22 protein-coding genes are annotated in these 25,354 nt (G+C 70.8%); 5 read left to right on the forward strand and 17 right to left on the reverse strand.

The features are described from left to right. Nucleotides 1-10: 10 nt before the first annotated feature. The 5 genes from CGQ25_RS07985 to CGQ25_RS08005 all read right to left on the reverse strand — a co-directional run bounded on the left by CGQ25_RS07985 (nt 11) and on the right by CGQ25_RS08005 (nt 5,519). Complete coding sequence (locus CGQ25_RS07985; protein WP_255405668.1) at nt 11-1,423, reverse strand: LCP family protein; 1,413 nt, start codon at nt 1,421-1,423, stop codon at nt 11-13. 236 nt (nt 1,424-1,659) lie between these two features. Continuing rightward, nucleotides 1,660-2,613, reverse strand: coding sequence for a GTPase Era (gene era, locus CGQ25_RS07990; RefSeq protein WP_208712595.1), 954 nt, complete (start codon nt 2,611-2,613; stop codon nt 1,660-1,662). Continuing rightward, nucleotides 2,606-3,904, reverse strand: a complete 1,299-nt coding sequence (locus CGQ25_RS07995; RefSeq protein ID WP_208712596.1) for a hemolysin family protein — start codon at nt 3,902-3,904, stop codon at nt 2,606-2,608. The genes era and CGQ25_RS07995 overlap by 8 nt, the downstream gene beginning before the upstream one ends. Further along, the gene (ybeY, locus tag CGQ25_RS08000; RefSeq protein ID WP_208712597.1) at nt 3,901-4,374 is read right to left on the reverse strand and encodes an rRNA maturation RNase YbeY; all 474 of its coding nucleotides are present in this window, start codon (nt 4,372-4,374) and stop codon (nt 3,901-3,903) included. The genes CGQ25_RS07995 and ybeY overlap by 4 nt, the downstream gene beginning before the upstream one ends. Beyond that, complete coding sequence (locus tag CGQ25_RS08005) at nt 4,371-5,519, reverse strand: PhoH family protein (protein ID WP_208712598.1); 1,149 nt, start codon at nt 5,517-5,519, stop codon at nt 4,371-4,373. Before CGQ25_RS08005 ends, ybeY begins: the two co-directional genes overlap by 4 nt. 211 nt (nt 5,520-5,730) lie before the next feature. On the opposite strand from CGQ25_RS08005, the gene CGQ25_RS08010 reads away from it, so the two are divergent. Then, nucleotides 5,731-6,675 carry a GerMN domain-containing protein gene (locus CGQ25_RS08010; RefSeq protein ID WP_208712599.1) on the forward strand — a complete coding sequence of 315 codons (945 nt, stop codon included), beginning with the start codon at nt 5,731-5,733 and terminating at the stop codon, nt 6,673-6,675. Nucleotides 6,676-6,730: 55 nt separating this feature from the next. Here the strand turns inward: CGQ25_RS08010 and CGQ25_RS08015 are convergent, their stop codons facing one another. From CGQ25_RS08015 to hrcA, 3 genes are read right to left on the reverse strand one after another with little or no spacing between them, the layout of a single operon-like run. Beyond that, the gene (locus CGQ25_RS08015) at nt 6,731-7,519 is read right to left on the reverse strand and encodes a 16S rRNA (uracil(1498)-N(3))-methyltransferase (RefSeq protein WP_208712600.1); all 789 of its coding nucleotides are present in this window, start codon (nt 7,517-7,519) and stop codon (nt 6,731-6,733) included. Nucleotides 7,520-7,521: 2 nt separating this feature from the next. Beyond that, a complete protein-coding gene (gene dnaJ / locus CGQ25_RS08020) occupies nt 7,522-8,649 on the reverse strand; it encodes a molecular chaperone DnaJ (protein ID WP_208712601.1) in 1,128 nt (375 codons plus the stop codon). A 12-nt stretch (nt 8,650-8,661) separates the two neighbouring features. Next, the gene (gene hrcA / locus CGQ25_RS08025) at nt 8,662-9,678 is read right to left on the reverse strand and encodes a heat-inducible transcriptional repressor HrcA (RefSeq protein ID WP_208712602.1); all 1,017 of its coding nucleotides are present in this window, start codon (nt 9,676-9,678) and stop codon (nt 8,662-8,664) included. A 154-nt stretch (nt 9,679-9,832) separates the two neighbouring features. Here hrcA and CGQ25_RS08030 point away from each other — a divergent pair, with 154 nt between their 5' ends. Both CGQ25_RS08030 and CGQ25_RS08035 read left to right on the forward strand, forming a co-directional pair. Continuing rightward, nucleotides 9,833-10,684, forward strand: coding sequence for a DUF3097 domain-containing protein (locus CGQ25_RS08030; protein WP_255405669.1), 852 nt, complete (start codon nt 9,833-9,835; stop codon nt 10,682-10,684). A gap of 89 nt (nt 10,685-10,773) precedes the next feature. Then, nucleotides 10,774-11,178, forward strand: coding sequence for a DUF4870 domain-containing protein (locus CGQ25_RS08035; RefSeq protein WP_208712604.1), 405 nt, complete (start codon nt 10,774-10,776; stop codon nt 11,176-11,178). A 37-nt stretch (nt 11,179-11,215) separates the two neighbouring features. Here CGQ25_RS08035 and hemW read toward each other — a convergent pair whose 3' ends face one another. Then, nucleotides 11,216-12,454, reverse strand: coding sequence for a radical SAM family heme chaperone HemW (gene hemW / locus CGQ25_RS08040; RefSeq protein ID WP_208712605.1), 1,239 nt, complete (start codon nt 12,452-12,454; stop codon nt 11,216-11,218). Further along, the gene (lepA, locus tag CGQ25_RS08045; RefSeq protein WP_208712606.1) at nt 12,455-14,317 is read right to left on the reverse strand and encodes a translation elongation factor 4; all 1,863 of its coding nucleotides are present in this window, start codon (nt 14,315-14,317) and stop codon (nt 12,455-12,457) included. A gap of 66 nt (nt 14,318-14,383) precedes the next feature. On the opposite strand from lepA, the gene CGQ25_RS08050 reads away from it, so the two are divergent. Together CGQ25_RS08050 and rpsT are read left to right on the forward strand one after the other, a co-directional pair. After that, nucleotides 14,384-14,851 (forward strand): type II toxin-antitoxin system PemK/MazF family toxin, encoded by a 468-nt coding sequence (locus tag CGQ25_RS08050; RefSeq protein ID WP_369802325.1) that lies wholly within the window; start codon nt 14,384-14,386, stop codon nt 14,849-14,851. A gap of 165 nt (nt 14,852-15,016) precedes the next feature. Continuing rightward, nucleotides 15,017-15,277, forward strand: a complete 261-nt coding sequence (rpsT, locus tag CGQ25_RS08055) for a 30S ribosomal protein S20 (RefSeq protein WP_208712608.1) — start codon at nt 15,017-15,019, stop codon at nt 15,275-15,277. Between the two features lie 119 nt (nt 15,278-15,396). Here the strand turns inward: rpsT and holA are convergent, their stop codons facing one another. From holA to CGQ25_RS08090, 7 genes are all read right to left on the reverse strand, one after another. Continuing rightward, nucleotides 15,397-16,434: a DNA polymerase III subunit delta gene (holA, locus tag CGQ25_RS08060; protein ID WP_208712609.1), complete on the reverse strand. Its 1,038-nt coding sequence runs from the start codon at nt 16,432-16,434 to the stop codon at nt 15,397-15,399. Nucleotides 16,435-16,486: 52 nt separating this feature from the next. Then, nucleotides 16,487-18,004 (reverse strand): ComEC/Rec2 family competence protein, encoded by a 1,518-nt coding sequence (locus CGQ25_RS08065; protein WP_208712610.1) that lies wholly within the window; start codon nt 18,002-18,004, stop codon nt 16,487-16,489. A 281-nt stretch (nt 18,005-18,285) separates the two neighbouring features. After that, nucleotides 18,286-19,158 carry a ComEA family DNA-binding protein gene (locus CGQ25_RS08070; protein WP_255405671.1) on the reverse strand — a complete coding sequence of 291 codons (873 nt, stop codon included), beginning with the start codon at nt 19,156-19,158 and terminating at the stop codon, nt 18,286-18,288. A gap of 86 nt (nt 19,159-19,244) precedes the next feature. Beyond that, on the reverse strand, nt 19,245-20,243 hold the full coding sequence (locus CGQ25_RS08075; protein WP_208712611.1) for a DegV family protein: 999 nt from the start codon (nt 20,241-20,243) through the stop codon (nt 19,245-19,247). Nucleotides 20,244-20,256: 13 nt separating this feature from the next. After that, nucleotides 20,257-22,767 (reverse strand): leucine--tRNA ligase, encoded by a 2,511-nt coding sequence (leuS, locus tag CGQ25_RS08080; RefSeq protein ID WP_369802307.1) that lies wholly within the window; start codon nt 22,765-22,767, stop codon nt 20,257-20,259. 214 nt (nt 22,768-22,981) lie between these two features. Further along, a complete protein-coding gene (gene glpK / locus CGQ25_RS08085; protein WP_208712612.1) occupies nt 22,982-24,514 on the reverse strand; it encodes a glycerol kinase GlpK in 1,533 nt (510 codons plus the stop codon). A 55-nt stretch (nt 24,515-24,569) separates the two neighbouring features. Continuing rightward, nucleotides 24,570-25,322 (reverse strand): MIP/aquaporin family protein, encoded by a 753-nt coding sequence (locus CGQ25_RS08090; RefSeq protein ID WP_208712613.1) that lies wholly within the window; start codon nt 25,320-25,322, stop codon nt 24,570-24,572. Between the last annotated feature and the right edge of the window lie 32 nt (nt 25,323-25,354).

Below are 25,354 nucleotides of genomic sequence, written 5' to 3' on the forward strand. Positions count from 1 at the left end.
ACGCCAGGTGTCAGTGGCCGAAGGCCGCCTGGCACGTGGCGTCCGCCGCGGTCTGCGCCACGACGTTCTCCGGGACGGGGGCACTGTACTTCTCCCCGGCCGTGAAGTCCGAGCCGACGTAGAACTGGACGCCGTGGATGGCCGTGGAGGGCTGCACCTGGGCGGCCGGGAGCCCGAAGCGCGCGGCGATGTCTGTGGCGACGTCTTCGAATCCGGTGCTGTAGTAGACGACGGTGGTGGCACTGGGAGCGGCGGCGAACGTCTGCAGCTGGGCGAACCCGTCCGCTTTGAGGTAGCCGAGGATCTGCTGGGCCCGGCCTTGGACACCCGAGCCGTTGGCCACGCTGACCGGCTGGATCGCCTTGTTGTAGGCCGGAGGTGCGCTCGTCGGCGCCGCGCCGGTCTCCGTGGGCGCTGCGGACGCCGAGTCCGACGGCGACGCCGTCCCCTTGGGCGCCGTGAGGTCGCGGCCCTCGCGCATCGCCTGGAACAGCCCCTCGGCGTCGGGCTCCTTGATCTGGACCCGGTTCGGGTCGTTGACGTACGGCTCCCAGGGCACGGTCACGAACGCGACCTTGGACAGGTCAACGTCCTTGAGCCTGCTCCCGATGGTCAGGAGGGACTTCGGGTTCGCGAGCCCGCTGTCGACGGTGAGGTTGCGCGTGATCGTGTCCGCGATGGAGAGCATCTTCGGCACGTCGGTCAGCGTCCCGTCGGACTTCACCTTGCGGGCGAGCGAGGCGAGGAAGGCCTGCTGCGACTTGATCCGCGACAGGTCGCTCCCGTCCCCCACCCCGTGGCGGCTGCGCAGGAACGCGAGGGCCTGTTCGCCCTGGATCGTGTTCGTCCCGGCGTTCAGCTTCAGGCCTGAGGCCGGGTCGTCGACGGCGGCGTTGACGCACACCTGCACGCCGCCGATCGTGTTCGAAAGTTCTTTCACGGCATTGAAGTCCGCGAGCAGGAAATGGTCGACCGTGAGGCCGGTGATCTTGTTGATCGTATCCAGCAGGCAGCCCGGGCCGGCCTCGCTCATGGCGGAGTTGAGCTGGCCTGCGCTCTGGGCGGGGTACGTCTGCTTGGTCTTGGGATCCGTGCACGCAGGAATGGGGACCATGAGGTCCCGGGGGAAGCTCGTCATGGAGATCTGGCGGTTGTCCGCCGAGATGTCCATGAGGATCATGACGTCGGAGTTGCCGTAGCCGGCACTGTCCGCCTGGGAGCCGTATTCCTTGTTCGCGCCGTCGCGCGTGTCCGAGCCCATGATCAGGATCTGCAGGCGGTCGTTCGCGTCGCTTGACGCGTCGGCGGTGGCGCTGCCCGCCGAGAGCGGCGCCTGCTTGAGGTTCGACTGCAGCCTGAGCACCCAGTAGCCGGCGAACACGATGACCCCGAGCAGCACGAAGGCCGCAACGGCTGCCGTCACGCGGAGCCAGAGGCGTTTCTTTCCGGGGGTGCGGGCATGCCGCGGCGTGGGGGAACCGTCCCGACGCGCATGGTGCACGCCGCCGAGCCGCGGCGCGGCGTCATCAGCTCGTCGAGCCAAGGAGGGGGCCTTCCGTCAGGGTCCTGAGTCACTCCATATTACTCGGTAGCCCTGTACGGCCGCTGGGAGACGCGGCAGCAGCAGCGTCACAGTGTGGCCTACCCGAGTGGGGCCGTCTAGAAACCGAGCCTGCCCAGCTGCTTGGGATCCCTCTGCCAGTCCTTGGCGACCTTGACGTGGAGGTCCAGATAGATGCGCGTGCCGAGCAGCGCCTCGATCCCGCGCCGCGCGGCAGTCCCGACCTCGCGGAGCCGCGAGCCTCCCCGACCGATGATGATGGCCTTCTGCGACGGCCGCTCCACGAACAGGTTCACCCGGACGTCGAGCAGGGGGTTGTCCTCGCTGCGGCCCTCACGGGGCACGATCTCCTCGACCACGACGGCGAGCGAGTGCGGGAGCTCGTCGCGCACGCCCTCGAGCGCCGCCTCGCGGATGAGCTCCGCGACCATGACCGCCTCGGGCTCGTCCGTGAGCTCGCCGTCCGGGTACAGCGGTGGCGAGGAGGGCATGTGGCCGATGAGGACGTCTTCGACGGTCTTGACTTGGTAGCCGTCCTGGGCCGAGACCGGCACGAGGTCGCTCCAGCCCTCTCCGCCGACAACCTCCCGGCCCAGAGCCTCGACGTCGAGGAGCTGCTCGGCCAGTGCGGCACGGTCCACGAGATCGGCCTTCGTCACGAGCGCCACGATCGGCTTCCGGGGAACCCCTGCCAGCTGGTTCGCGATGTACCTGTCCCCGGGGCCGATCCGTTCGTTCGCCGGAATGCAGAACCCGATGGCGTCCACCTCCGAGAGGGTCTCGGCCACGAGGTCGTTCAGACGCTGGCCCAGGAGGGTGCGCGGCCGGTGCAGGCCCGGCGTGTCGACGAGGATCAGCTGGCCGTCGGAGCGGTGCACGATCCCGCGGATCGTGTGCCGCGTCGTCTGGGGCTTGGCCGAGGTGATGGCGACCTTCTGGCCGACGAGCGCATTGGTCAGGGTCGACTTGCCCGCGTTCGGCCGCCCGACCAGCACCGCGAATCCGGCCCGGTAGTCCGGCGCGGTGCCGTGTCCTGCGGAAGTCTCAGCCATGGTTGGTCCCTGCTTCTTCGTTCTCGTCGGTGGTGGTTGGTTCGTGCACTCGTTCTGCCAGGATGTGGCTCACCCGGTTCCGCCGGCCTTCAATGCGCTCGGCGGTGAGCTGCACCCCGTGGATCTCGGCGGAGCTCCCCACGATCGGGACCCGCCCGAGGGCCTTCGCCAGGAGGCCGCCCACGGTCTCGACCTCGTCGTCCTCGATGTCGAGGTCGAACAGCTCCCCGAGGTCATCGAGGCTCATCCGGGCGGCAACCCGGAACCGCCCGTCCCCGAGAGGGACTGATTCGGCCGCGTCGTCGTCGTACTCGTCGACGATCTCGCCCACGATCTCCTCGATGAGGTCCTCGAGGGTCACGAGGCCCGCGGTCCCGCCGTACTCGTCGACCACGATCGCAAGGTGGATCGACTCCCTCTGGAGTTCCTTGAGCAGCTCGTCCACCGGCTTGGACTCGGGGACGAATCGGGGTTCGCGGGCCAGGTCCTCGACGCGCCCGGCGGCCGCAGCCGGGTCCTGGTGCAGGCGCGCAGCGACATCCTTCAGGTAGAGGATGCCCACGACGTCGTCGAGGCTCTCGCGGAACACGGGCACGCGGGAGCATCCGGAGCGGAGGAAGAGGCTCATCGCCTGCGCGAAGGTGGAGCCGGCCTCGATCGAGATGATGTCGGTGCGCGGCACCATCACGGCTCGCACGAGCGTCTCCCCCAGCTCGAACACGGACTGGAGCAGCTCCGCCTGCTCCTCCTCGAAGTCCTCGGCATCGCTCGCACGCTCGACGAACTCGCGGAGCTCGGTCGAGCTGTAGGTGGCTTCCTCGCTGCCCGGATCGGTTCCGGTGGCCCGGCTCCCGAGGGAGACCAGCCAGCCCGGGACCGGCCCCAGCGCGATGCGCAGCCCGCTCACGAGGGGGGCCGAGGCGACCGCCACCGGCAGCGCGTGCTGGCGGCCGAGCTGGCGCGGCGAGACGCCGACGAGGAGGAACCCGACAAGCGCCATGACGGCGGTGGCGGCCAGGCCCGCCAGCCACACGTTGTCGAGCAGGCTGAAGGCGAGGACCGCCACCGCAACAGCCGCCGCAGTCTCGAACCAGATGCGCCAGAACCGCAGGGCGTGCAGGTGCGGGACGGGGTCCCCGAGGATCCTTGCGAGGGCGGCCGCCTGGCCCGCTTCGATCCGCTCCTCGGCGTCGTGCCGCGGGAGGAAGGCGAGCGCGGCCTCCGCGGCCGTGAGGAGCCCCGCGAGGGCTATGAAGACCAGCGCCAGGACAGAGAGGAGGACCGGGGTCACGCCACCGTCTCGCTCGGGGCAGGGCGGCCGAGGAACTCGGTGAGCAGCTCCCTCTGGAGCGTGAACATCTCGTCCCTTTCCTCCGGCTCCGCGTGGTCGAAGCCCAGGAGGTGCAGGATGCCGTGGGTGGCGAGGAGGAGCATCTCGTCGTCGGTCGAGTGCCCCCCGCGCTTCGCCTGCTGCGCGGCGACCTGGGGACAGATGGCGATGTCGCCCAGCATCCCCTGCGGGGTCTGGCGGCCGGGGGTCCCCGGGGTCAGCTCGTCCATCGGGACTGAGAGCACGTCGGTCGGCCCGGGCTCGTCCATGAGCTCGACGTGCAGGCGCTCCATCGCCTCCTCGTCCACGAGGAGGACCGAGAGCTCGGTCTGGGGATGGAGCCACAGGCGCTCGAACACGAAACGGGCCAGACGGACGAGTGCCTCCGCGTCGACGGCCACGCCGGACTCGTTGTTGACTTCGATGCTCACTGCTCCAGCTTAGTCGGCGTCGGACCGTCGGGCGCCTGCGCGCGGGCCCGGGCACGACGCCGCTCCTGCGCGGCGCGCTGCTCGTCGTCCCAGCGCCCGTACGCATCGACGATGTCGCTCACGAGCCGGTGCCGGACGACGTCGGACGCCTCGAGGACGGAGAAGCTGACGTCCTCGACGCCGGCCAGGATCTGCTGGACCACGCGCAGCCCGGAAGCCGTCCCCGACGGGAGGTCGACCTGCGTCACGTCCCCCGTGACCACCATCTTGGAGCCGAACCCGAGACGGGTCAGGAACATCTTCATCTGCTCCGGGGTCGTGTTCTGCGCCTCGTCGAGGATGATGAACGCGTCGTTGAGGGTACGGCCGCGCATGTACGCCAGCGGCGCGACCTCGATGGTCCCAGCAGCCATCAGCCGCGGGATGGACTCGGGGTCCATCATGTCGTGCAGCGCGTCGTACAGCGGGCGGAGGTAGGGGTCGATCTTGTCGCTCAGCGTACCCGGCAGGAAGCCCAGCCTCTCCCCCGCCTCGACCGCCGGCCGCGTGAGGATGATCCGGCTGACGTCCTTGTGCTGGAGTGCCTGGACGGCCTTGGCCATCGCCAGGTAGGTCTTGCCGGTGCCGGCGGGCCCGATGCCGAAGATGACCGTGTGCTCGTCGATCGCGTCGACGTAGTTCTTCTGGTTGGCCGTCTTCGGGCGGATCGTGCGGCCCCGGCTGGAGAGGATGTTGTGGGTGAGCACCTCAGACGGGCTCGACACCGTCTGGGTGCGCAGCATCGACACGAGCTGGGCCAGCGAGGCGGTGGTCACAGCCGTGCCCTGGCCGGCCATCGCGGAGACCTCCTCGAAGAGCCGACGGATATGCGGCACCTCCTCAGGAGGCCCGACGATCGTGAGCTCGTTGCCGCGCGCATGGAAGGAGACTGCTGGGAACTGCTCCTCGATGAAGCGCAGCGCTTCATCGTGCGGGCCGAGGATCTGGACCATCTCCTCGCTCGAGCCGAATCGGAGCACCTCAGTGCGTGCTGCCGGGGTCGTGTGCGGGAAGTCCGCTGTCACAGGCCGTCTCTCTCCTCGTCCGGGCCGAACCCTCGCGTCGGCCCTACGCCGGGCCGCTCGCGTGCCGCCCGTGGCGCCCATCCTACTGCCGCTGTGCCGTGCTGCGACCCGAAAGGAGCCGGAGGGCGCCAACGTCTCAATCGCGCATCACTTGGGACACGGGCGCGTCCACGGGGGCTTCCGCGCGCCGGTGCTGTGCCAAGCTGGAATGTGGCCCGGGCACCCCGACGGCGTCCCGGCGGCCCCGGACACAAGCGACGCCCTCGAGGCGGCGACGACCAGCGGAGGATGCATGGGACCCACGGCGCTGCGCGCGCGCTGCCGGCTGTGGCCGGCCGTGCCTGCGGTGCTCGCGGCTGCCGTGGTCTCGCTCGCAGGCTGCACGGCCGTCGGGTCGCCCCAGCCGAGCATCGCCGCCGGAGCCACGGCGAGCCAGGTTCCCGGCAACACCCAGCCCTCGGCACCCCTCGAGACATCCCAGACCTCGGCGAAGGCCCCGGTGTACTGGCTGGGGCGCGCCAAGGACGGCGTGTACCTGTACCGCGAGTTCCGGGACGCGGGCGGCCAGGACAATCCCATCGCGACCGCGCTGCGCATCATGATGTCCCAGAAGCCGCTCGACCCTGACTACTTCAGTCCCTGGCAGACGCCGAAGAAGCTCGCCGCGTCGGTTTCGGGCCGGAACGTGATCACCGTGGACGTGTCGGCGGACGCGTTCAACACCGGCGTCGACGAGCCGACAGCCCAGCTCGCGGTGCAGCAGCTCGTCTACACCGCGACAGCGGCCGCCGCGAGTGCCGGCCTCATCGACTCGGACCAGCCGATCTCGGTCATGCTCCTCGTCGATGGGCATACCTCCCAGCTCGCCTTCGAGCGGGTGCAGCTCGGCCAGCTCATGCAGCGCGACCCCTCGATGCTGGCCCCGGCCTGGATCATCGACCCGCAGGAAGGCGTGGGGCTCGACGGGCCGGTGAAGGTGTTCGGCAGGTCGACCCGAGCGGACCAGGAGCTCGGCTGGCAGGTGCTCCGCAGGGATTCGCCTGGCAAGTCCTCCGTCTACCTCAGCGGGACCGTGGTCCCGGGCACCCAGAGCTCGCGTCCCGGCGAGTTCACCTTCACCGTCAACCTGCCCCCGGGCGACTACGAGGTCCGCGTGCTGCCCAAGGAGGAGGCCTCGGCCGCTCCCAACACCGGCAACACCGCCTGGGATTCAAAGGACGTGCACGTCGGCGCCTGACCCATCGGCCCCTCCCCCGGCAACAGTCCGCAGCTGCGCACGCAGCCCTGTGCGGCTAGGAGTCGGCGCGGCCGTCCCGCGCCCGCCAGCGGCCGAGCCGGTCGCCAGCGAGGGCCAGCGCCGCCGGGCCCGCCGTGGACGAGCGCAGGACATGGGGACCGAGGAGCGCGAGCCGCGCGCCCGCGGCAGTGAACCGGGCCAGCTCGTCTGGGGTGATCCCGCCCTCGGGCCCGACGACGAAGAGCACCTCGCCCTCGTCACCGTCCTGGGCCGCAAGCGTCTCGAGGACCGCAGACAGCGGCTCGACCGCATCTTCGTGGAGGACGACGGCGAGCCTCGCCGAGGCGATCCGCTCGGCCAGCCGCGCGCCGTCGTGCGCCGCCTCGACGGCCGGCACCACGGCGCGGCGCGCCTGCTTGGCCGCCGCCACCACGACGGAGCGCCACTTGGCGAGGGCCTTCTCTCCGCGCTCGCCCTTCCACCGCACGATCGAGCGCTCAGCCTGCCACGGGATGACGGCGTCGACGCCGAGCTCCGTCGCGGCCTCGGCCGCGAGCTCGTCGCGGTCGCCCTTGGCGAGGGCCTGGACGAGCACGAACCGGAACGGCGGGCGCGGCTCACGGGCGATCCTCTCGACGCCCACGGTCAGCGTCTGGCCTTCCGCCCCGGCGACGGTGCCGACAGCCCGGACGCCTGCGCCGTCGGCAAGGTCGACCCCCTCGCCCCTGGCGAGACGCTTCGCCGCGACGGCGTGGCGGCCCTCAGGCCCTCCCACCTGGATGAGGTCCCCGGGCTGGATCCCGTCGAGCTCCCCGGCTGGGACGTAGAAGAGGGGCCGGGACATCTCTAGAGGTTGCCCAGCTTGTCGCGCAGCTTGGCGAAGACCCCGCCGCTGGCGACGAGCTTGCCGTCGCCGACGTGCTCGCCCCGCAGCTTCGCGAACTGGCGCAGGAGCTCCTCCTGCTCGGCGTCGAGCTTGGTCGGCGTCTCGACCCGGATGTGCACGAGCAGGTCGCCTCGGCCCGAGCCGCGGAGCCGGGCGACGCCCAGCCCGTGGAGGGTGACGACGTCACCGGACTGCGTGCCCGGGCGCAGGGTTATGGTCTGCTCGCCGTCGAAGGTCTCGAGGCTCAGCTCGGAGCCCAGAGCTGCAGCGGTCATCGGGACGCTGACGGTCGCGTTGAGCTGGTCGCCATCGCGCGTGAACGTCGAGTGCGAGGCCACGCGGATCTCGACGTACAGGTCTCCCGAGGGGCCGCCAGCTGTCCCCGCCTCGCCCTGGCCTGCAAGCTGGATGCGGGTACCGGTCGACACGCCCGCCGGGATCTTGACGGTGAGCGAGCGGCGGCTGCGCACGCGGCCTTCGCCGCCGCACTCGTTGCACGGGCTCGGGATCTCGGTGCCGAAGCCCTGGCAGGTGGGGCACGTGGCCAGCGTCATGACCTGGCCCAGGATCGAGCGGACGGGCCGCTGGATGTGGCCGCTGCCGCCGCACACGGTGCAGCGCACGGGTTCCGTGCCCGGCTCGCAGCACGAGCCGTCGCAGCGCTCGCAGGTCACGGCCGTGTCCACCTCGAGCTTCTTGTTGACCCCGAAGACAGCGTCCTTGAGCTCGATCCGCACCGCGATGAGGGCGTCCTGGCCGCGCCGCACCCGCGAAGCCGGGCCGGCCTGCGCGCCGCCCCCGCCGAAGAACGTCTCGAAGATGTCCTGGAACGCGAAGCCGGAGCCGTTGTAGGCGCCGCCGAAGCCGTTGTCGGTGCCGTTCTCATTGCCGGTGGTGTCGTAGACGCGCCGCTTCTGCGGGTCCGAGAGGACCTCGTAGGCGTGGGTCACCGCCTTGAACTGCTCTGAGGCCTCCTCGCCCGGGTTGATGTCCGGGTGGAGCCTGCGGGCCAGCTTCTTGTAGGCCTTCTTGATCTCCTCGGTGGTCGCGTCGGTCGGAACGCCGAGGGTTTCGTAATGGCTGCTCACGGTCTTCTTTCTCTAGCTTCCAGCGAGAATCTTGGAGAGGTACCGGGCGACGGCGCGGACCGCGGCCATGCTGGCCGGATAGTCCATGCGCGTCGGGCCGAGGATGCCCAGCTTGGGGCCGTCGTCCCCGCCGTACCCGGTGGCCACGACAGAGGTCTCGGCAAGGCCGTCGTAGGCGTTTTCGCGCCCGATGGTGACGGCGACTCCCCGGGAGTCATTCGCCATCTCGGACAGCAGGCGGAGCAGGACGACCTGCTCCTCGAGGGCTTCGAGCACCGGCGAGATGCTCTGGAGGAAGTCGCTGTTCGACCTGGCCAGATAGGCCGTGCCCGCCATGACCATGCGGTCTTCGCGGCTCGACTCGGCCAGGAGGGACAAGCCCCGCCCGAGCTCCGCCGCGAGCGACTGGTCCGCGGGAGGCAGTGACCCGACGACGCGGCCGAGGGCCTCGCCGAGTTTCACGACCGGGGCGCCGACCAGCCCCGCGAGGAGCTTCTCCCGCAGGGCCGCGAGCCGGTCGCGGTCCACCTCCTCGGAGACCGTGTGGACGCGCTGCTCCACGGTCCCGGTGTCCGCGATGAGCACGAGGAGGATCTGATGCGGTGCCATGAGCACCGCCTCCACGTGTCGCACCCGGGCCCGGCCGAGCTGGGGGTACTGCACGACGGCGACCTGGTTCGTCAGCTGTGACAGGAGGCGAACGGTGCGCTCGAGCACGTCGTCGAGGTCGTCGGCGCCGTCGAGGAGGCTCTGGATCGCGTGCTTCTCCGCCGGGGACAGGGGGCGCACGGCGGCGAGGTGGTCGACGAAGACGCGGTAGCCCTTGTCCGTCGGGACGCGTCCTGCGCTCGTGTGGGGAGCCGTGATGAGTCCGTCGTCCTCGAGTGCGGCCATGTCGTTGCGGATCGTGGCACTCGAGACGCCGAGCCTGTGGCGGTCGACGAGTGCCTTGGAGCCGACCGGCTCCCTGAAGTGCACATAGTCCTCCACGATGGCCCGCAGCACCTCGAGCTTGCGCGGCTCGCTCACATCCCACCTCCTGCTCGCATGGCCGGTTGCGTTAGCACTCTCTCAGAGCAAGTGCCAAGTCTATTATGCCCACGCGCCGTTCCGCACGGTCTGTGCCCCGCGCCACGCATGGATGAGCGCACCGTCCGAGCGGCGGGGCCGTAGGATCCGACGGGTGGACCGACTCTCCTATGACAGCTGGGGCCCTGCAGACCTGAGCACCCCCTCCCGACGCGAGCTGCCCACGGTCCCTGCCTCGGTCGGCCTCGTCCTCGAGGACGCCGAGAGCGGATGGGTGGGCGCCGTCACACGCATCGAGAAGTCCGGCGGGATGCACCTCATGACCCTCGAGGACCGGCGGGGCCGCTCACGGTCCTTCCAGCTGGGGTACGGCTTCCTCGTGGACGGCCGCCCCGTCCGGGTCGGGCCGCCGGCACCCCAGCGGACCGCGGCCCCGCCCGCCCGTACGGCCTCGGGCTCGGTCCGGGTCGAGGGCATGCGCGCACAGGTTGCCAAGGCCAGCCGCATCTGGGTCGAGGGCAAGCACGACGCCGAGCTCGTCGAGAAGGTCTGGGGAGACGACCTGCGCGTGGAGGGAATCGTCGTCGAGCCGCTGCACGGTGTGGACGACCTCGCCGCCGCCATCGCGGACTTCGGACCCGGCCCGGAACGCCGGCTGGGCATCCTCGTGGACCATCTGGTGGAGGGATCGAAGGAATCCAGGATCGCAGCGGAGGCCATGCGGAGCCCCGGGGCGGCAGGAAACGTCCTCATCGTCGGCCACCCGTACGTGGACGTGTGGCAGGCCATCAAGCCGTCCACGCTGGGGATCCCGGCCTGGCCGGCGGTACCGCGGGGCACCGATTGGAAGACCGGCATCCTTGCCGCCTTCGGCTGGGCCCGCAGCACACCCGAGGACTTCGGGCTCGCATGGCAGAAGCTGCTGGGCACCGTGCGCACCTACGCGGACCTCGAGCCCTCCCTGCTGGGACGCGTCGAAGAGGTGATCGACTTCCTGACCGCCTGAGCGCACAACCTTGGATATCCTTGGAATGCCCTCGGGCAGGCCGTCTGGTGCGGCCACCGCACGACGACACCAACAGGCAAGGACATCCAGTGGCCGAGTACCCGCAGGACCGACGCGACGGAGAGAGCGAATACCACGGCGCGCCAGCCCGTGCCATGCCGCTCACGGCGGCTGAGGACCGCCAGTGGGCGACGCTCGCTCACTTCGGCGGGATCCTCGGGTGCCTGCCGTCGCTGCTGATCTACCTGGTCTTCAGGGACCGGGGGCCCTTCACGGCCCAGGAGTCCAAGGAGGCGCTCAACTTCACGCTCCCGCCGACCGCCGCCGCCGTGGTCTGCAACATCCTGGCGCTCATCCCGGTGGTCGGCAACGTGTTCGCGGTCCTGGCGACGCTCGTGTGGATCGCGCTCACGGTCTTCTCCGTGATCGCCGGCATCCAGGTCAACCGCGGCCAGCCGTACCGCTACCGCTACAACCTCCGGCTCATCTCCTAGGAACCGCGGGCACGGAACGCCGGGGGCATGGCCTGGTTCAGGCGAGGAGCCGGCGCACCACGGCGTCGGCGAGCAGGCGCCCGCGAAGCGTGAGCACAAGCCGCCCGCGGAGGGCCGCTGCACCCTCGACGAGCCCCTCGGCGATCAGGCCCGCGACCTCGGAGCGGCCCTCCGGCCCGAGCTCCGCCACAGGCAGTCCTGAGGCGAGCCGGATCTGCAGGAGGACCCGCTCGACGTGGCGCGTCTCGTCGTCGAGCGTCTCCCGGCCGGCCGCAGGGGAGGTCCCCTCGCCCAGCCGCCCGGCGTAGGCGGTGGGATGCTTGACGTTCCACCAGCGGACTCCGCCGACGTGGGAGTGGGCTCCCGGGCCGATCCCCCACCAGTCGCCGCCGTTCCAGTAGGCGAGGTTGTGCCGGCAGGCGTACTGCACCGATCCAGCGTCTCCACGGGCCCAGTTGCTCACCTCGTACCAGCTGAAGCCGGCGGCGGCGAGCACGGCGTCGGCGAGCTCGTACTTCTCGGCGTGGTCGTCGTCGTCGACGTCGGGGACCTGGCCGCGGCGGATCTGCGCGGCGAGCTTCGTCCCCTCCTCGACGATGAGCGCATAGGCGCTCACGTGGTCGGGTTCGCAGGCAAGGGCCGCGTCGAGTGACGCGCGCCAGTCATCGAGGCTCTCCCCCGGCGTGCCGTAGATGAGGTCCAGGCTCACATCGAGGCCTGCCTCCCGCGCCCAGCGCACCGCCTCGGGCACGCGCGACGGCGTGTGGGTGCGGTCGAGGACCCGCAGCACGTGCGGGACGGCGGACTGCATCCCGAAGGACACCCGCGTGAAACCGGCCGCCGCGAGCGTCACGAGCGATTCCGGCGTGACCGAGTCCGGGTTGGCCTCGGTCGTCACCTCGGCGCCGGGCTCGAGGCCCCACTCCTCCACGGCCGCCGTGAGGATCGTGGCGAGGTCCTCCGCCGGCAGGAGCGTGGGCGTTCCTCCGCCGAAGAAGACGGTCGACAGGGGACGGCGCGGCACGCCGGAGGCGTCGAGGGCCGAGGCCGCGAAGCGCACCTCGGATGCCGCGGTAGCGGCGTACGCGTCCTGCGAGGCTCCGCCGCCGAGCTCCTTCGCCGTGTACGTGTTGAAGTCGCAGTACCCGCAGCGGACGGCGCAGAACGGGATGTGCGCGTAGAGCGAGAAGCCCCGCTCCCCGGCACCGGCCGCAGCCTGCGGCGGCAGGGCGCCGTCGGCCGGCGCGGGGTCCCCGAGCGGCAGTGTGCTGGGCACTTACTTCTTCGCTCGATCCTTCGAGTCTTTCGACTCGTCCGTGGTGAGCGCGGCGATGAAGGCCTCCTGCGGGACCTCCACGCGCCCGACCATCTTCATGCGCTTCTTGCCTTCCTTCTGCTTCTCGAGCAGCTTGCGCTTGCGGGTGATGTCGCCGCCGTAGCACTTGGCGAGGACGTCCTTCCGGATCGCCCTGATGTTCTCGCGGGCGATGATGCGCGAGCCGATCGCGGCCTGGATGGGGACCTCGAACTGCTGGCGCGGGATGAGCTCCCGGAGTTTCGCCGTCATCATCGTGCCGTACGAGTAGGCCTTGTCGCGGTGGGTGATGGCGCTGAAGGCGTCCACCTGCTCGCCCTGGAGGAGGATGTCGACCTTGACCAGGTCGGCGGCCTGCTCGCCGTCGGCCTTCCAGTCGAGCGACGCGTAGCCGCGGGTCTTGGACTTGAGCTGGTCGAAGAAGTCGAAGACGATCTCGGCGAGAGGGATCCAGTAGCGCAGCTCCACGCGGTCCTCGGACAGGTAGTCCATGGCCTTCATCTGGCCGCGGCGGCTCTGGCACAGCTCCATGATCGCGCCGACGAACTCGTTCGGGGCGAGGATCGTCGCGGAGACCATCGGCTCCCGCACCTCTTTGACCTTGCCGGTGGGGAACTCGCTCGGGTTCGTGACCGTGACGACCGACTTGTCCTCGAGCGTGACCTCGTAGATGACGTTGGGGGCGGTGGAGATCAGGTCGAGGTTGAACTCGCGCTCGAGGCGCTCCCGCACGATCTCGAGGTGCAGGAGGCCGAGGAAGCCGACGCGGAAGCCGAAGCCGAGCGCGGCCGAGGTCTCCGGCTCGTAGACGAGCGCGGCGTCGTTCAGCTTGAGCTTGTCCAGCGCGTCGCGCAGGTCCGGGTAGTCCGACCCATCGAGGGGGTACAGGCCCGAGAAGACCATCGGCTTGGGGTCCTGGTAGCCGCCGAGCGATTCCGCGGCGGGCTTGGACAGGTTGGTGATGGTGTCGCCGACCTTGGACTGGCGCACATCCTTCACGCCCGTGATGAGATAGCCGACCTCGCCCACGCCCAGACCCTTCGACGGGATGGGCTCCGGGGAGATCACGCCGATCTCGAGCAGCTCGTGGCTGGCCTTGGTGGACATCATCTGGATGCGCTCGCGCGGATTGAGCGAGCCGTCCACGACGCGGACGTAGGTCACGACGCCGCGGTACGTGTCGTACACCGAGTCGAAGATCATGGCCCGGGCGGGCGCCGTCGCATCGCCGACCGGTGCAGGGATGGACGCCACGATGCGGTCCAGGAGCCCCTCGACTCCGACGCCGGTCTTCCCCGACACCTTCAGCACGTCTGCCGGATCCCCGCCGATGAGGTTCGCGAGTTCCTCCGCGTACTTCTCGGGCTGGGCTGCGGGGAGGTCGATCTTGTTAAGGACCGGGATGATCGTGAGGTCGTTCTCCATCGCGAGGTAGAGGTTTGCCAGCGTCTGCGCCTCGATCCCCTGCGCCGCGTCGACCAGGAGGACCGCTCCCTCGCAGGCAGCGAGCGAGCGGGAAACCTCATACGTGAAGTCGACGTGCCCGGGCGTGTCGATCATGTTCAGCGCGTAGGCGGTGCCGTCGACCTCCCAGGGCATGCGCACGGCCTGGGACTTGATGGTGATGCCGCGCTCGCGCTCGATGTCCATACGGTCCAGATACTGGGCCTTCATGTCCCGGGGCTGGACGACGCCCGTGAACTGCAGCATGCGGTCGGCAAGGGTCGACTTGCCGTGGTCGATGTGCGCAATGATGCAGAAGTTGCGGATGATCGACGGATCCGTCGCGGCAGGCACCGGGGCGGTGCGGGCCATGGGAGACACTGTGAACGGTCCTCACTTCGGGCGGGGAGTTGCTCACTTCCCAGTGTCCCATAGGCTGTGCCTGTGCTGCGCAGCCTTCTCCACCGTGCCCTGTCCGCGGTCCGCGCCGTCGCCCGTGGCGGCAGCCCGACCGGCTATGCCGGCGACTTCACCGGGACGGCGACGGTCGACTACCGCCCCAGCGCCGATGGCGCGCCGGATCCCGGCGAGATCGTCTGGACGTGGGTGCCCTATGAGGAGGACCACGGACAGGGCAAGGACCGGCCGGTGCTCATCGTTGCCAAGCGGCGAGGACTGCTGCTTTCGCTCATGCTCACGAGCAGGGACCGCGTGCCCGGCGACGGCCGGGGTGGCGATCCAGACTATGTCGACATCGGGGCAGGCCGCTGGGATCCACTGCGGCGTCCCAGCGAGGTCCGGCTCGACCGCGTCCTGCAGATCGATCCCCGGACGGTGCGGCGCGAAGGAGCGATCCTGGACCGCGCCCGGTTCGACCGCGTCGCGGAGGGGCTGCGCCGCCGCGGCTGGCGTTGACCGGTGCTCGGCCGCCTGCCCGTCTGGTAGCATTGTCTGCTGTGTGTCCGTGCAGGTCGGCGGGCACTGAAGACCGGCTGCCATAGGCATCCCCACGCCGCTCAGTCGATGGCCGGTCTGAAGCCCTCTAGACCCGTGTTGGCATCAACAAGAGAGTTTTCATAAGTGGCAAACATCAAGTCCCAGAAGAAGCGCATTCTCACCAACGAGAAGGCGCGTCAGCGCAACGTGGCGGTCAAGTCCGAGCTGAAGACGGCCATCCGCGCCGTCAACACCGCCGTCTCGGCTGCCGACAAGGACACCGCCGTTGCTGCTCTGGCCCACGCGAGCAAGAAGCTCGACAAGGCCGTGAGCAAGGGCGTCATCCACAAGAACCAGGCGGCCAACCGCAAGTCGGGCATCGCCAAGAAGGTCGGCTCGCTCTGAGCTGAGGTTCGCTTCCGGCCGGGGGCCGGCATCCTGACGAAGGATGCCGGCCCCCGGCTTTTTCCGTATCCGAAAGACGGAGGCGGAAGCGGGCGTGGCCCGGCCAGCACCGCCCGCGCTCAGCGGGCCCGAGCGGCCGAGGCAACGATCCCGAGCGCCCGTTCGACGGCATAGGCCGGGTCCCGGGCGAGCCCCTTGACCTCGGCGTCGGCCTCGGCGATCGCCCTGATGGCTGTCGCGAGGCTCTGCGGCGTCCAGCCGCGGATGTCGCGCTGGGCCTGCTCGACGAGCCACGGCTGCATGCCGAGGTCGCGCGCGACGGCCTGGGCCGAGCCGCGCGCACCCGCAACGCGGGCGAGGGTGCGGAGCTTGGAGGCGATGGCCGCGACCATGGGAACGGGGTCGACGCCGGTCTCGAGCGCGTGCCGGAACGCCGACAGGGCCCTCGCCCGGTCGCCCGCGAGGGCGGCGTCTGCGACCTTGAAGGCTGTCGCCTCGACGCGGCCCCCGTAGTACTTCTCGACGGTCGCGACGTCGATGGCAGCCGAGGCATCCAGCGTCAGCTGGGCGCAGGCCGCGGCAAGCTCGGCGAGGCTGCTGCCCACTGCGGCAACGAGCGCCTCGATCGCATCGCGCTCGATCCTGCGCCCGGAGCCCTTGAACTCGGCCGCGACAAAGGATGCCTTGTCGCTGTCCTTCTTCAGGGGCTGGCAGTCGATGACAGGCGCTCCCGAGGCGCGGACGGCGTCGAGGAGCTTCTTCCCGCGGGTTCCGCCCGCGTGGCGCAGGACGAGGACGACGTCCTGGTCCGGTGAGGCGGCATACGCGAGGCCGTCTTTGAGGAACTCCTCCGACATCGACTCGAGCCCGTGCACCTCCACGAGCTTCCTCTCGCCGAAGAGCGAGGGCGAGGCAGCAAGCAGCAGCTCGCCCCCCGCGTAGGAACCGGCATCCAGTCTGGTCACCTCCAGATCGGGAGCGGCGGCCCGGGCGGTGGACCGGATGGCGTCCATGGCCCGCGCGGCGAGGTAGTCCTCCGGACCTGTCAGCAGGACGATCGGGGCGGGGGCGGCTTCACGCCAGCCGACGGTCCCCCCGCGGCCCGGGCCTGCGGCGGGCCCTCGTCCAGTTGGCCGTTGCGTTCGGGAGGCGGCCATCACCGCCGCCTCCGCGAGCTCGCTGTCGCCATGATCACTGCACCCGTCCTCGTCACCCGTCAACTCTGCCACGACCCGGCCGTAGACCCAATCCGAGGATTCCGGCCACGCGGCGGGCATGGGCCCACTGCACCAGGAGCAGCTCCACCGCCCACCGCACCAGTCCAGCTGCCCGCGCGCGTCCCGCGGGCACCATGAAAGCCCACAGCAGCAGGATGTTCAGCCCCGAGAACGCTGCCATCGCGGCCGCACCGGCGACGCCCTCCGGCCACGGCAGGGCTGCGCCCGGGACAGCGGCGAGCCCCGAGGCAATGAGGGCGAGCAGCTGGGCGGCGGCCCCGCCGACGGCGGCCGCTGCGACCGCCAGTGGCTGGGCAGCGCCCAGCGCCAGTGCCACCGTGCCAGCCACCGTGATCACCGGCACGAGCGGGGCGACCACGATGTTCGCGATCAGGGACAGGCTCAGGAACGCGGGCTGGATCAGGACCATGATCGGCCCGCACAGGAGCTGGGCCGAGAGCGGAACCGAGATCGACAGCGCCATCCACAGCGGCAGGCGCGCGGCCAGCACAGCGGAGAGCGGTGGCCCGAGCAGGACGATGCCGAGCGTGGCCATGACCGAGAGCAGGAATCCGAGGCTCGCCCCGAGCGGCGGGTCCGCGAGGACGAGGACGAGGACCGCCGCCGAGAGCGCCGAGCAACTGCGCCCCGCGCGCCCTGTGGCGAGCGCGACGAGCCCCACGGCGCCCATCACGGCCGCCCGGAGGACGCTCGGCTCCGGCCCGACCACGAGGGCGAAGGCGAGGAGGACTGCGGCGCACCCGGTCAGCGCGCCCCAGCGCGGCGCCCTCAGCGCCCGGAGGGTCAGGAGGGCGGCGCCGAGCAGGATCGTGAAGTTGGCACCGCTCACCGCCGTGAGGTGCCCGAGGCCGACCTCGCGCATCGCTGCCTCGAGCTCGGGCGGAAGCACGCTCGTGTCCCCGACGGTGATCCCGCTCAGGAGCCCTGCCGCCTCGGGCGACAGCCAGTCCGAGGAAGCGCGCAGGGCCGCCCGCGCCTCCGCAGCGGCACCGAGCGCTGGATCCGTGCCCAGGACTCGGGGGCGGTTGCTGATGCTCAGGAGCGCAGTCCCCGACGGCTCGCGGGCAGGTGTGACGGTTCCCGCCACACTCACCCGCTGCCCGGGACGGAGGCCTGAGAGGTCCTTGCCGCCTGCCAGCAGGATGCGAGCCGAGGAGGCGAATTCGACACCCTGCCCGGTGGCCCGCTCAAGGCGCGCGCCGGCGAGGAAGCGGTCTGCTGAACCGAACCGCGCGCCCTGCGCCTGCTGGCGCGGTTCCGCCGAGACCAGGACCACCGCCCTGGTCTGCCCTCCCACAGCCAGGAGCTCGCCTGCGGGGCCCGCACGCTCGGCCGCCGCGTGGGAGGCCGCCGCCGCAAGTCCCGCGGCCAGGGCGAGTGCTGCGCAGCCGGGCAGGACGAGGGCGCGGGCCGCCCGCCGCGCACCGAACAGCCCAGTCCCGGCGACGCCGGCGCCGAAGACGAGCAGGACGATGACGACGCACGCCATCCCTCCTCCCCACCCAGGGGCGCCGTCCAGATGATGTCCGAGGAAGGGTGCCGCCGCCGCGCCCGCCCAGGCCGAACCCCCCACCGGCACGAGCCTCAGGTCGCGGAACCGGCTCCTGGACTGCACAGGCGCCGGTTCGTCCGAGGACGCCCATAACCGGGCCGTCCACTCCCGGAGGCGGCCGACGCCGGCGGCGCGCTCGGCGGGCAGGTTCTGCGCTGCGACGCCTCGGGCCGCCGCAGTCCGGTAGCGATCCCACGCCGCGCTTCTCTCTGCCCCGCTCATCCGACGGTCACCAGGGGCAGGAGGGACTCGAGCATCTTGGGGCCCACTCCGTCCACCGCGTCGAGGTCCTCCGGCGAGCGGAAGCGGCCGTGGGCGGTCCGGTAGTCGATGATGCGCTGGGCGAGGACGGGGCCGACTCGCGGGAGCGTGCCGAGCTCCTGTGCGGTGGCCTGGTTGATGTTCACCTTCGCGGCAGGGGCGCTCGCGGCCCCGGAGCCTGTATGCGTGCCCGCTGCCGTGCCGGTTTCCGAGGCGGCCGCCGGGTCGGGTTCCTCGCCCAGGCGCGGCACGTGGAGCCGCGATCCGTCCTCGACGGGCGCTGCGAGATTGAGCCGGTGCACGTCGGCCTCCGGGAGCGCACCGCCGGCCGCCGCAATGGCCTCGTGGATCCGCGAGCCACCGGGCAGCCTGATCACGCCCGGTGATGCCACCGCGCCGGCCACGTGCACGACAAGATCGGAGCCCGTCGCCGCGGCCCCGGCGGTCGGCAGTCCCGGAGCCGTGCTGTCCGCGGGGACCGCGCCGCCGGCCTCCGCTGCCTCCGCCGTGCCCGAGCCGACAGCGTGGACGAAGGGTTCCGCCGTCCGGGAGCTCCACCACCAGGCGCCCCCGGCCGCCGCCCCGATCGCGCACAGCAGCACGACGAGGCGCGCCGAGAGGAGGAGGCGGCGCCGGGGAAGAGCGCCTTCGCTGTCCGCGGGCGGGATGTCGCGCTGCGGCGGGGCGTCCTCCGCGCCGCCCGTGGGAGGATCGGGGTCCATCGGCTCGAGGAGCCCGGGCGTGGCAGGCAGGGGGACCGGGAACAGCTCGTCCCAGCGGTGCCGGGCTCCGCCCCGCGCCGCCCGACGATCCCTCCCCGCCCGAGCCATGGCGCTACGGTTGCACGGTCGGCCCCCGGCGGCGTCCCTGCGGCCGCCTATGTGGACAGGCCCCCGCGAACAGGGGCTGTGGAGGACTAGTTGCCCCCGGCCGCGGGCGCCTCCGCCGGCAGGTCCTGCCCGCCCACCGCCGCCCGGGCGATGACCACGGCCAGGACCCCCAGCCCCGTGTGGGCGGCGAGGACGGCCGGCAGCGGCGACAGCACGACGTCGTCCGCCTCCTTCCCGACCGAGCGGGCGAGGGTCCGCGCGAACTCCTCGGCCTCGGGGCGGTTGCCGAAGTAGTGCACCGCGACCTCGGCGGGATCCAGGGCCGAGAAGGCGGACGCCGCGAGCTCCTGCAGCCGCTGGACGGCACGGGTCGCGGTGCGCACCCTCTCGAGGGGGACGATGAGGCCCTCGCGGAGGGTCAGGAGGGGCTTGATCGACAGCATCGTTCCCACGAGCGACGCAGCTGCGCCGATGCGTCCGCCCCTGCGCAGCTGCTCGAGGCTTGGGACGTAGAAGAGCACCTCCGATCCGCTGAGGCGGGCCATGGCGGCCGACTTCACCCCGTCGGCGTCGGCTCCCGCCTCAGCGGCACGGACTGCATCCCGGACGGCGAATCCGAGTGCCATGGCTGCGGAACGGGAATCGACGACCTCCACCGGGATGCCGACCCGCTGGGCGGCGAGCCGCGCGGCGTCGGCGGTGCCGGAGAGCTTCCCTGACAGGTGCAGCGACACGACGGCCTCGAATCCGGCGTCCTCGAACCCGCGGTACACCCGCTCGAACTGGCCCGGAGCGGGCCTCGAGGTGCGCACGGGCCGCCCGGCCGCGAGGGCGAGGCTGAGCGCGGTGTCTACGTCGGCCCCCTCCGTGAAGATCTCGTCCCCCGCCATCACGGGCAGGTCCACGACGGCGAAGCACCCGAGCTGGAGGAACGCGTCGGTCCACTCCGGCGGCAGCGCGGCCGCGGAGTCGGTGACGACTGCGACCCGCGGTGCCGGGGTCGGCGCCGGTGCGGGCCCGGGCCGCAGCCGTTCCCAGCGCCGCCTCAGCCAGCCGAGGGCGTCGGGCCCCTGTCCGTCAGCCACTCGGCGCCGCAGATCAGGCCGGGACGATGTTGACCAGCTTCGGCGCGCGCACGATCACCGTGCGGATGCCGCGGCCGTCCAGGATGCGCTCGACGTTCGGCGACGCGAGCGCGAGCTCCCGCAGCTCGTCCTCGGAGATCCCCGGTGCCACCTCGAGCCGGTCGCGCACCTTGCCCTGGACCTGCACGACGGCGGTGACGGTCTCCTCGACGGTCAGCGCCGGGTCGTGCTGGGGCCACGCGGCGTTCGCGACGGAGGGCTCGCGGCCGAGCGCGGCCCACAGGTCCTCCGCGGTGTACGGGGCGAAGAGGCTGAGCATGATCGCGATCGCCTCGACAGCCTCGCGCACGGCCGGATCCGCACCGCCGGGGCCCGAGTCGATGGCCTTGCGGGTCGCGTTGACCAGCTCCATGGCCTTGGCGACTACAACGTTGAACTTCCGCGACTCGAGCAGGTCTGTCGCCTCGGCGAGGGTCCGGTGTGTCACCGCGCGGAGCGCGCGGTCACCCGCGGCCGGATCGGTTCCGGGAGCGCTCGTGACGTCCTGGCCGAGCCGCCACGCACGGGCGAGGAACTTGGCGGAGCCCGACGGCGAGACGTCCGCCCAGTCGACGTCGTCCTCCGGCGGCGAGGCGAAGACCATGGTGAGGCGGACGGCGTCCACCCCGAACTGGTCGAGCTGCTCTCCGAGGTCGACGCCGTTACCGAGGGACTTGCTCATGGCCTTGCCGCCGTTGAGGACCTGGCCCTGGTTCATGAGCGCGGCGAAGGGCTCGTCGAACTCGATGAGTCCCATGTCCTTGATGACCTTGGTGAAGAACCGGCTGTACAGCAGGTGCAGGATCGCGTGCTCGACGCCGCCCACGTACTGGGCGACCGGCATCCAGTTCTTCGCGGCCTCGGGGTCGAACGGGCCCTCGGTGTACTGGGGCGAGAGGTACCGGAGGTAGTACCAGGACGAGTCGACGAACGTGTCCATCGTGTCCGTGTCCCGCTTGGCGGCCCCGCCGCAGGACGGGCACGTCACGTTCACCCAGCCCTCGGCGGCCGCGAGAGGGGACGTGCCCTTGGGCGCGAGCTGCTCGCCGCGGAGGTCGTCCGGCAGCCGGACCGGCAGCTGGTCGTCCGGGACAGGCACTTCACCGCATTCGGCACAGTGGATGATCGGGATCGGCGCGCCCCAGAAGCGCTGCCGGGACAGCAGCCAGTCCCGGAGGCGGTAGTTGACGGTGCCCTCGCCCGTGCCGGCGTCCTTCACGATCTCGATCGCCTTGGCGATGCCCTCGGCCTTGCTGAGGCCATCGAGGGGTCCCGAGTTGATGATCGTGCCTTCGCCGACGGTGGCCACTCCGGTGACCGCAGGGTCGTCCTCGCCGGTGTCGAGGACGGGCCGGACGGGCAGGTCGAAGGCCTTGGCGAAGTCGAGGTCGCGCTGGTCGTGGGCCGGCACCGCCATGATGGCGCCCGTGCCGTACTCGGCCAGGACGTAGTCCGCTGCCCACACGGGAAGCTTCTCGCCGCTGAGCGGATTCACGGCGTAGCGGCCCAGGAACACGCCGGTCTTCTCCCGGTCGGTGTTCTGCCGCTCGATCTCGGACAGGTTCTTCACGCGGTCCTGGTACTCGCCCAGAGCCTGGGCCTGTTCGGGCGCGACGAGGTCCCCGGCGAGCTCGGCGTCGGCGGCGACCACGAAGAAGGTCGCCCCGTAGAGCGTGTCGGGCCGGGTCGTGAAGACCGTGACCGTGCGCTCGGGACGGCTGTCCGTAGCCTCGACGGTGAAGTCGACGTGAGCCCCTTCAGAGCGGCCGATCCAGTTGCGCTGCATCGCCAGGACGCGCTCGGGCCAGTGGCCCTCGAGCTCGGCCATGTCGTCGAGCAGGCGGTCGGCATAGTCGGTGATCTTGAAGTACCACTGGTTCAGGGCCTTCTTGGTCACGGGGGTGCCGCAGCGCTCGCAGGCCCCGTTGACCACCTGCTCGTTGGCGAGCACGGTCTGGTCCTTCGGGCACCAGTTCACGGGATGGTTCTTGCGGTACGCGAGGCCGCGCTCGTAGAACCGCAGGAACAGCCACTGGGTCCAGCGGTAGTACTCGGGGTCCGAGGTGTGGAGGCGGCGGGACCAGTCCAGGCTCAGGCCGTACCGCTTGAACGAGGCCGCCTGGGTGTCGATGTTCGCATACGTCCACTCGGACGGGTGCGCGTTGCGCTTGATGGCCGCATTCTCAGCCGGCAGGCCGAAGGAGTCCCAGCCGATCGGGTGCAGGACGTCGTAGCCCTTGAGCCGCCAGTAGCGCGCCACGACGTCGCCCATGGCGAAGGCCTCGGCGTGGCCCATGTGGAGGTCGCCCGAGGGGTAGGGGAACATGTCGAGCACGTAGCGGCGCTCGCGGCTGCCGTCGTCCTTGGGCGTGAACACGCCCAGCCTGTCCCACACCGCCGGCCACTTGGCCTCCATCGCGGCGAAGCTGTACGTACTCTCCGACTGCTCCGCGACCCGCTCTTCGCTCACCGTGCTTCTCTCCACTTGTCGTCCACTTCCTGCACCGCTCGGCTCCACACACACAAAAGCCCCTCGCACGGAGGGGCGGCCGCTCGCTGTCCCGGAGGCCCCGGGGCGCAAGCGGCTAGCGAAGGAGGAGGATGCCACGCATGCGAATATGCTACCCCAGCACCTCCCCCGGGCCGGGCGCGCACGACGGCGAGCGCTCGCCGTCGTGCGCGGGTGCGGGCCTGCTGGACTACTTCACGTCCTCGTCGACCCAGTCCATCGACTTGGTGACGGCCTTCTTCCAGAGCCGCAGCTGGCGGTCTCGCTCCGCCGGATCCATCTGCGGGCTCCAGCGCTTGTCCTCGCCCCAGTTCGCGGCGCACTCGTCGAGGTCCTTCCAGAAGCCCACGGCGAGCCCGGCAGCGTAGGCCGCCCCGAGCGCCGTCGTCTCGATGACCTTGGGCCGCACCACGTCCACGCCGAGGATGTCCGCCTGGAACTGCATGAGCGCGTCGTTGGCGACCATGCCGCCGTCGACCTTGAGCTCCGACAGCGGCACGCCGGCGTCCGCGTTGACGGCGTCGAGCACCCCGCGGGTCTGGAACGCGGTCGCCTCCAGCGCGGCGCGCGCGATGTGGCCCTTGTTGGCGAACCGTGTGAGGCCGACGATGGTGCCGCGGGCGTCCGGGCGCCAGTAGGGCGCGAAGAGCCCCGAGAACGCAGGCACGATGTACACCCCGCCGTTGTCCTGGACGCTCCTGGCGAGGCTCTCGACCTCCGGTGCAGTGCGGATCATGCCCAGGTTGTCGCGCAGCCACTGCACGAGGGAGCCTGTCACGGCGATCGACCCCTCGAGCGCGTAGTGGGGGGCCGCGTCGCCGAGCCTGTAGCCGACGGTGGTGAGGAGGCCGTTCTTCGAATGGACGATCTCCTCACCCGTGTTGAAGATGAGGAAGCTGCCCGTGCCGTAGGTGCTCTTGGCCTCGCCGGCGGCGAACGCTGCCTGCCCGAACGTCGCGGCCTGCTGGTCGCCCAGGATGCCGGCGATGGGGACTTCGCGCAGCAGCTGGGAGCTGTGGACCGTCCCGTAGACCTCGGAGGAGGACTTGATCTCCGGCATCATGGACGCGGGCACCCCGAAGATGTCGAGGATCTCCTTGTCCCAGGAGAGCTTCTCGAGGTCCATGAAGAGGGTGCGGGAGGCGTTCGTGACATCTGTCGCGTGCACCCCGCCGTGCACGCCGCCCGTGAGGTTCCACAGCACCCAGGCGTCGGTGTTGCCGAAGAGGAGGTCTCCCCTCTCGGCACGCTCGCGGGCGCCGGCGACGTTGTCGAGGATCCACTTGATCTTCGTGCCGGAGAAGTACGTGGCGAGCGGGAGTCCCACGGTCGCCTTGAAGCGGTCGACGCCGCCCTCGGCCGCGAGCTCGTCGACGATGGCCTGCGTGCGGGTGTCCTGCCAGACGATGGCGTTGTAGACGGGCTTGCCCGTGTGCCTGTCCCAGACGACCGCGGTCTCGCGCTGGTTGGTGATGCCCACCGCAGCGATATCGTGCCGGGTGAGGTTGGCCTTGGAGAGGGCCTGCCCGATGACCTCGCGGGTGTTGTCCCAGATCTCGGTGGGATCGTGTTCGACCCAGCCGGCCTGGGGGAAGATCTGCTCGTGCTCGAGCTGGCCGGTGGAGACGATCGACCCGGAGTGGTCGAACACGATGGCCCGCGTGCTCGTGGTCCCCTGGTCGATCGAGATGACGTACTGCGGGGTGTCGGTCTGCTCAGACATTCATTGCTCCTTTGGATGAGGGTCTGACGTGGAGGGTGAGGGTGTTCCGGCTGCCTCAGGAGGCAATCGAGGTGAAGAGGTCGGGCACGGCGCGTGCGAAGAGGCCAGCGAGCGCGCCGCCGAGGAGGGGGCCGACGACGGGGATCCACGCGTACGCCCAGTCGCTGCTCCCCTTGCCGCGGATGGGCAGCACGGCATGGGCGATGCGCGGGCCGAGGTCGCGGGCAGGGTTGATCGCGTAGCCGGTCGGGCCGCCGAGGGAGGCTCCGATGCCGACGACCAGGAGGGCGACGGCGAGCGGCCCCAGGCCCGAGGGGGTGCCCCCGAAGGCGAGGATCACCTCGACCAGCACAAAGGTTCCGATCACCTCGCTGACGAGGTTCCAGCCGCTGCTGCGGACAGCCGGGACGGTGGAGAAGGTTCCGAGCTTGTTGGCGGGGTCGTCCTCATGGTCGAAGTGTGGCTTGTAGGCGAGCCAGCACACAACAGCCCCGAGGAATGCGCCGACCAGCTCCCCGGCGATGTAGGTGAGCGTCGAGGCGACGTCGACGGGGACGCCGGGCGCGTATTCGGACTTGCCGGTGAGCAGGAGGCCGAGGGTGACGGCTGGGTTGAGGTGGGCACCCGAGCGTGCGGCGACGTAGACACCGGCGAACACGGCGATGCCCCAGCCCCACGTGACCATGAGGAAGCCGCCGGCGTTGCCTTTGGTGCCCTTGAGCGCCACGTTGGCGACCACGCCGCAGCCGAGCAGCGTGAGCATGCCGGTGCCCAGGACTTCGGACAGGAAGACCAGTCCTAGAGACATCATTGACTCCTTGAGGTGGTGGTTCGGATGGG

The organism is Sinomonas sp. R1AF57 (assembly GCF_002224485.1).
GTDB classification, from domain to species: Bacteria; Actinomycetota; Actinomycetes; order Actinomycetales; family Micrococcaceae; genus Sinomonas; species Sinomonas flava.

Coding starts and splice junctions, on each gene's coding strand:
- CGQ25_RS08070 (WP_255405671.1), bottom strand. CDS start 19,158: ATGGCTCGGGCGGGGAGGGATCGTCGGGCGGCGCGGGGCGGAGCCCGG.
- CGQ25_RS08065 (WP_208712610.1), bottom strand. CDS start 18,004: ATGGCGTGCGTCGTCATCGTCCTGCTCGTCTTCGGCGCCGGCGTCGCC.
- CGQ25_RS08015 (WP_208712600.1), bottom strand. CDS start 7,519: ATGTCCCGGCCCCTCTTCTACGTCCCAGCCGGGGAGCTCGACGGGATC.
- holA (WP_208712609.1), bottom strand. CDS start 16,434: ATGGCCGCCTCCCGAACGCAACGGCCAACTGGACGAGGGCCCGCCGCA.
- glpK (WP_208712612.1), bottom strand. CDS start 24,514: ATGTCTGAGCAGACCGACACCCCGCAGTACGTCATCTCGATCGACCAG.
- CGQ25_RS08010 (WP_208712599.1), top strand. CDS start 5,731: ATGGGACCCACGGCGCTGCGCGCGCGCTGCCGGCTGTGGCCGGCCGTG.
- CGQ25_RS08005 (WP_208712598.1), bottom strand. CDS start 5,519: ATGGGCGCCACGGGCGGCACGCGAGCGGCCCGGCGTAGGGCCGACGCG.
- era (WP_208712595.1), bottom strand. CDS start 2,613: ATGGCTGAGACTTCCGCAGGACACGGCACCGCGCCGGACTACCGGGCC.
- CGQ25_RS08090 (WP_208712613.1), bottom strand. CDS start 25,322: ATGTCTCTAGGACTGGTCTTCCTGTCCGAAGTCCTGGGCACCGGCATG.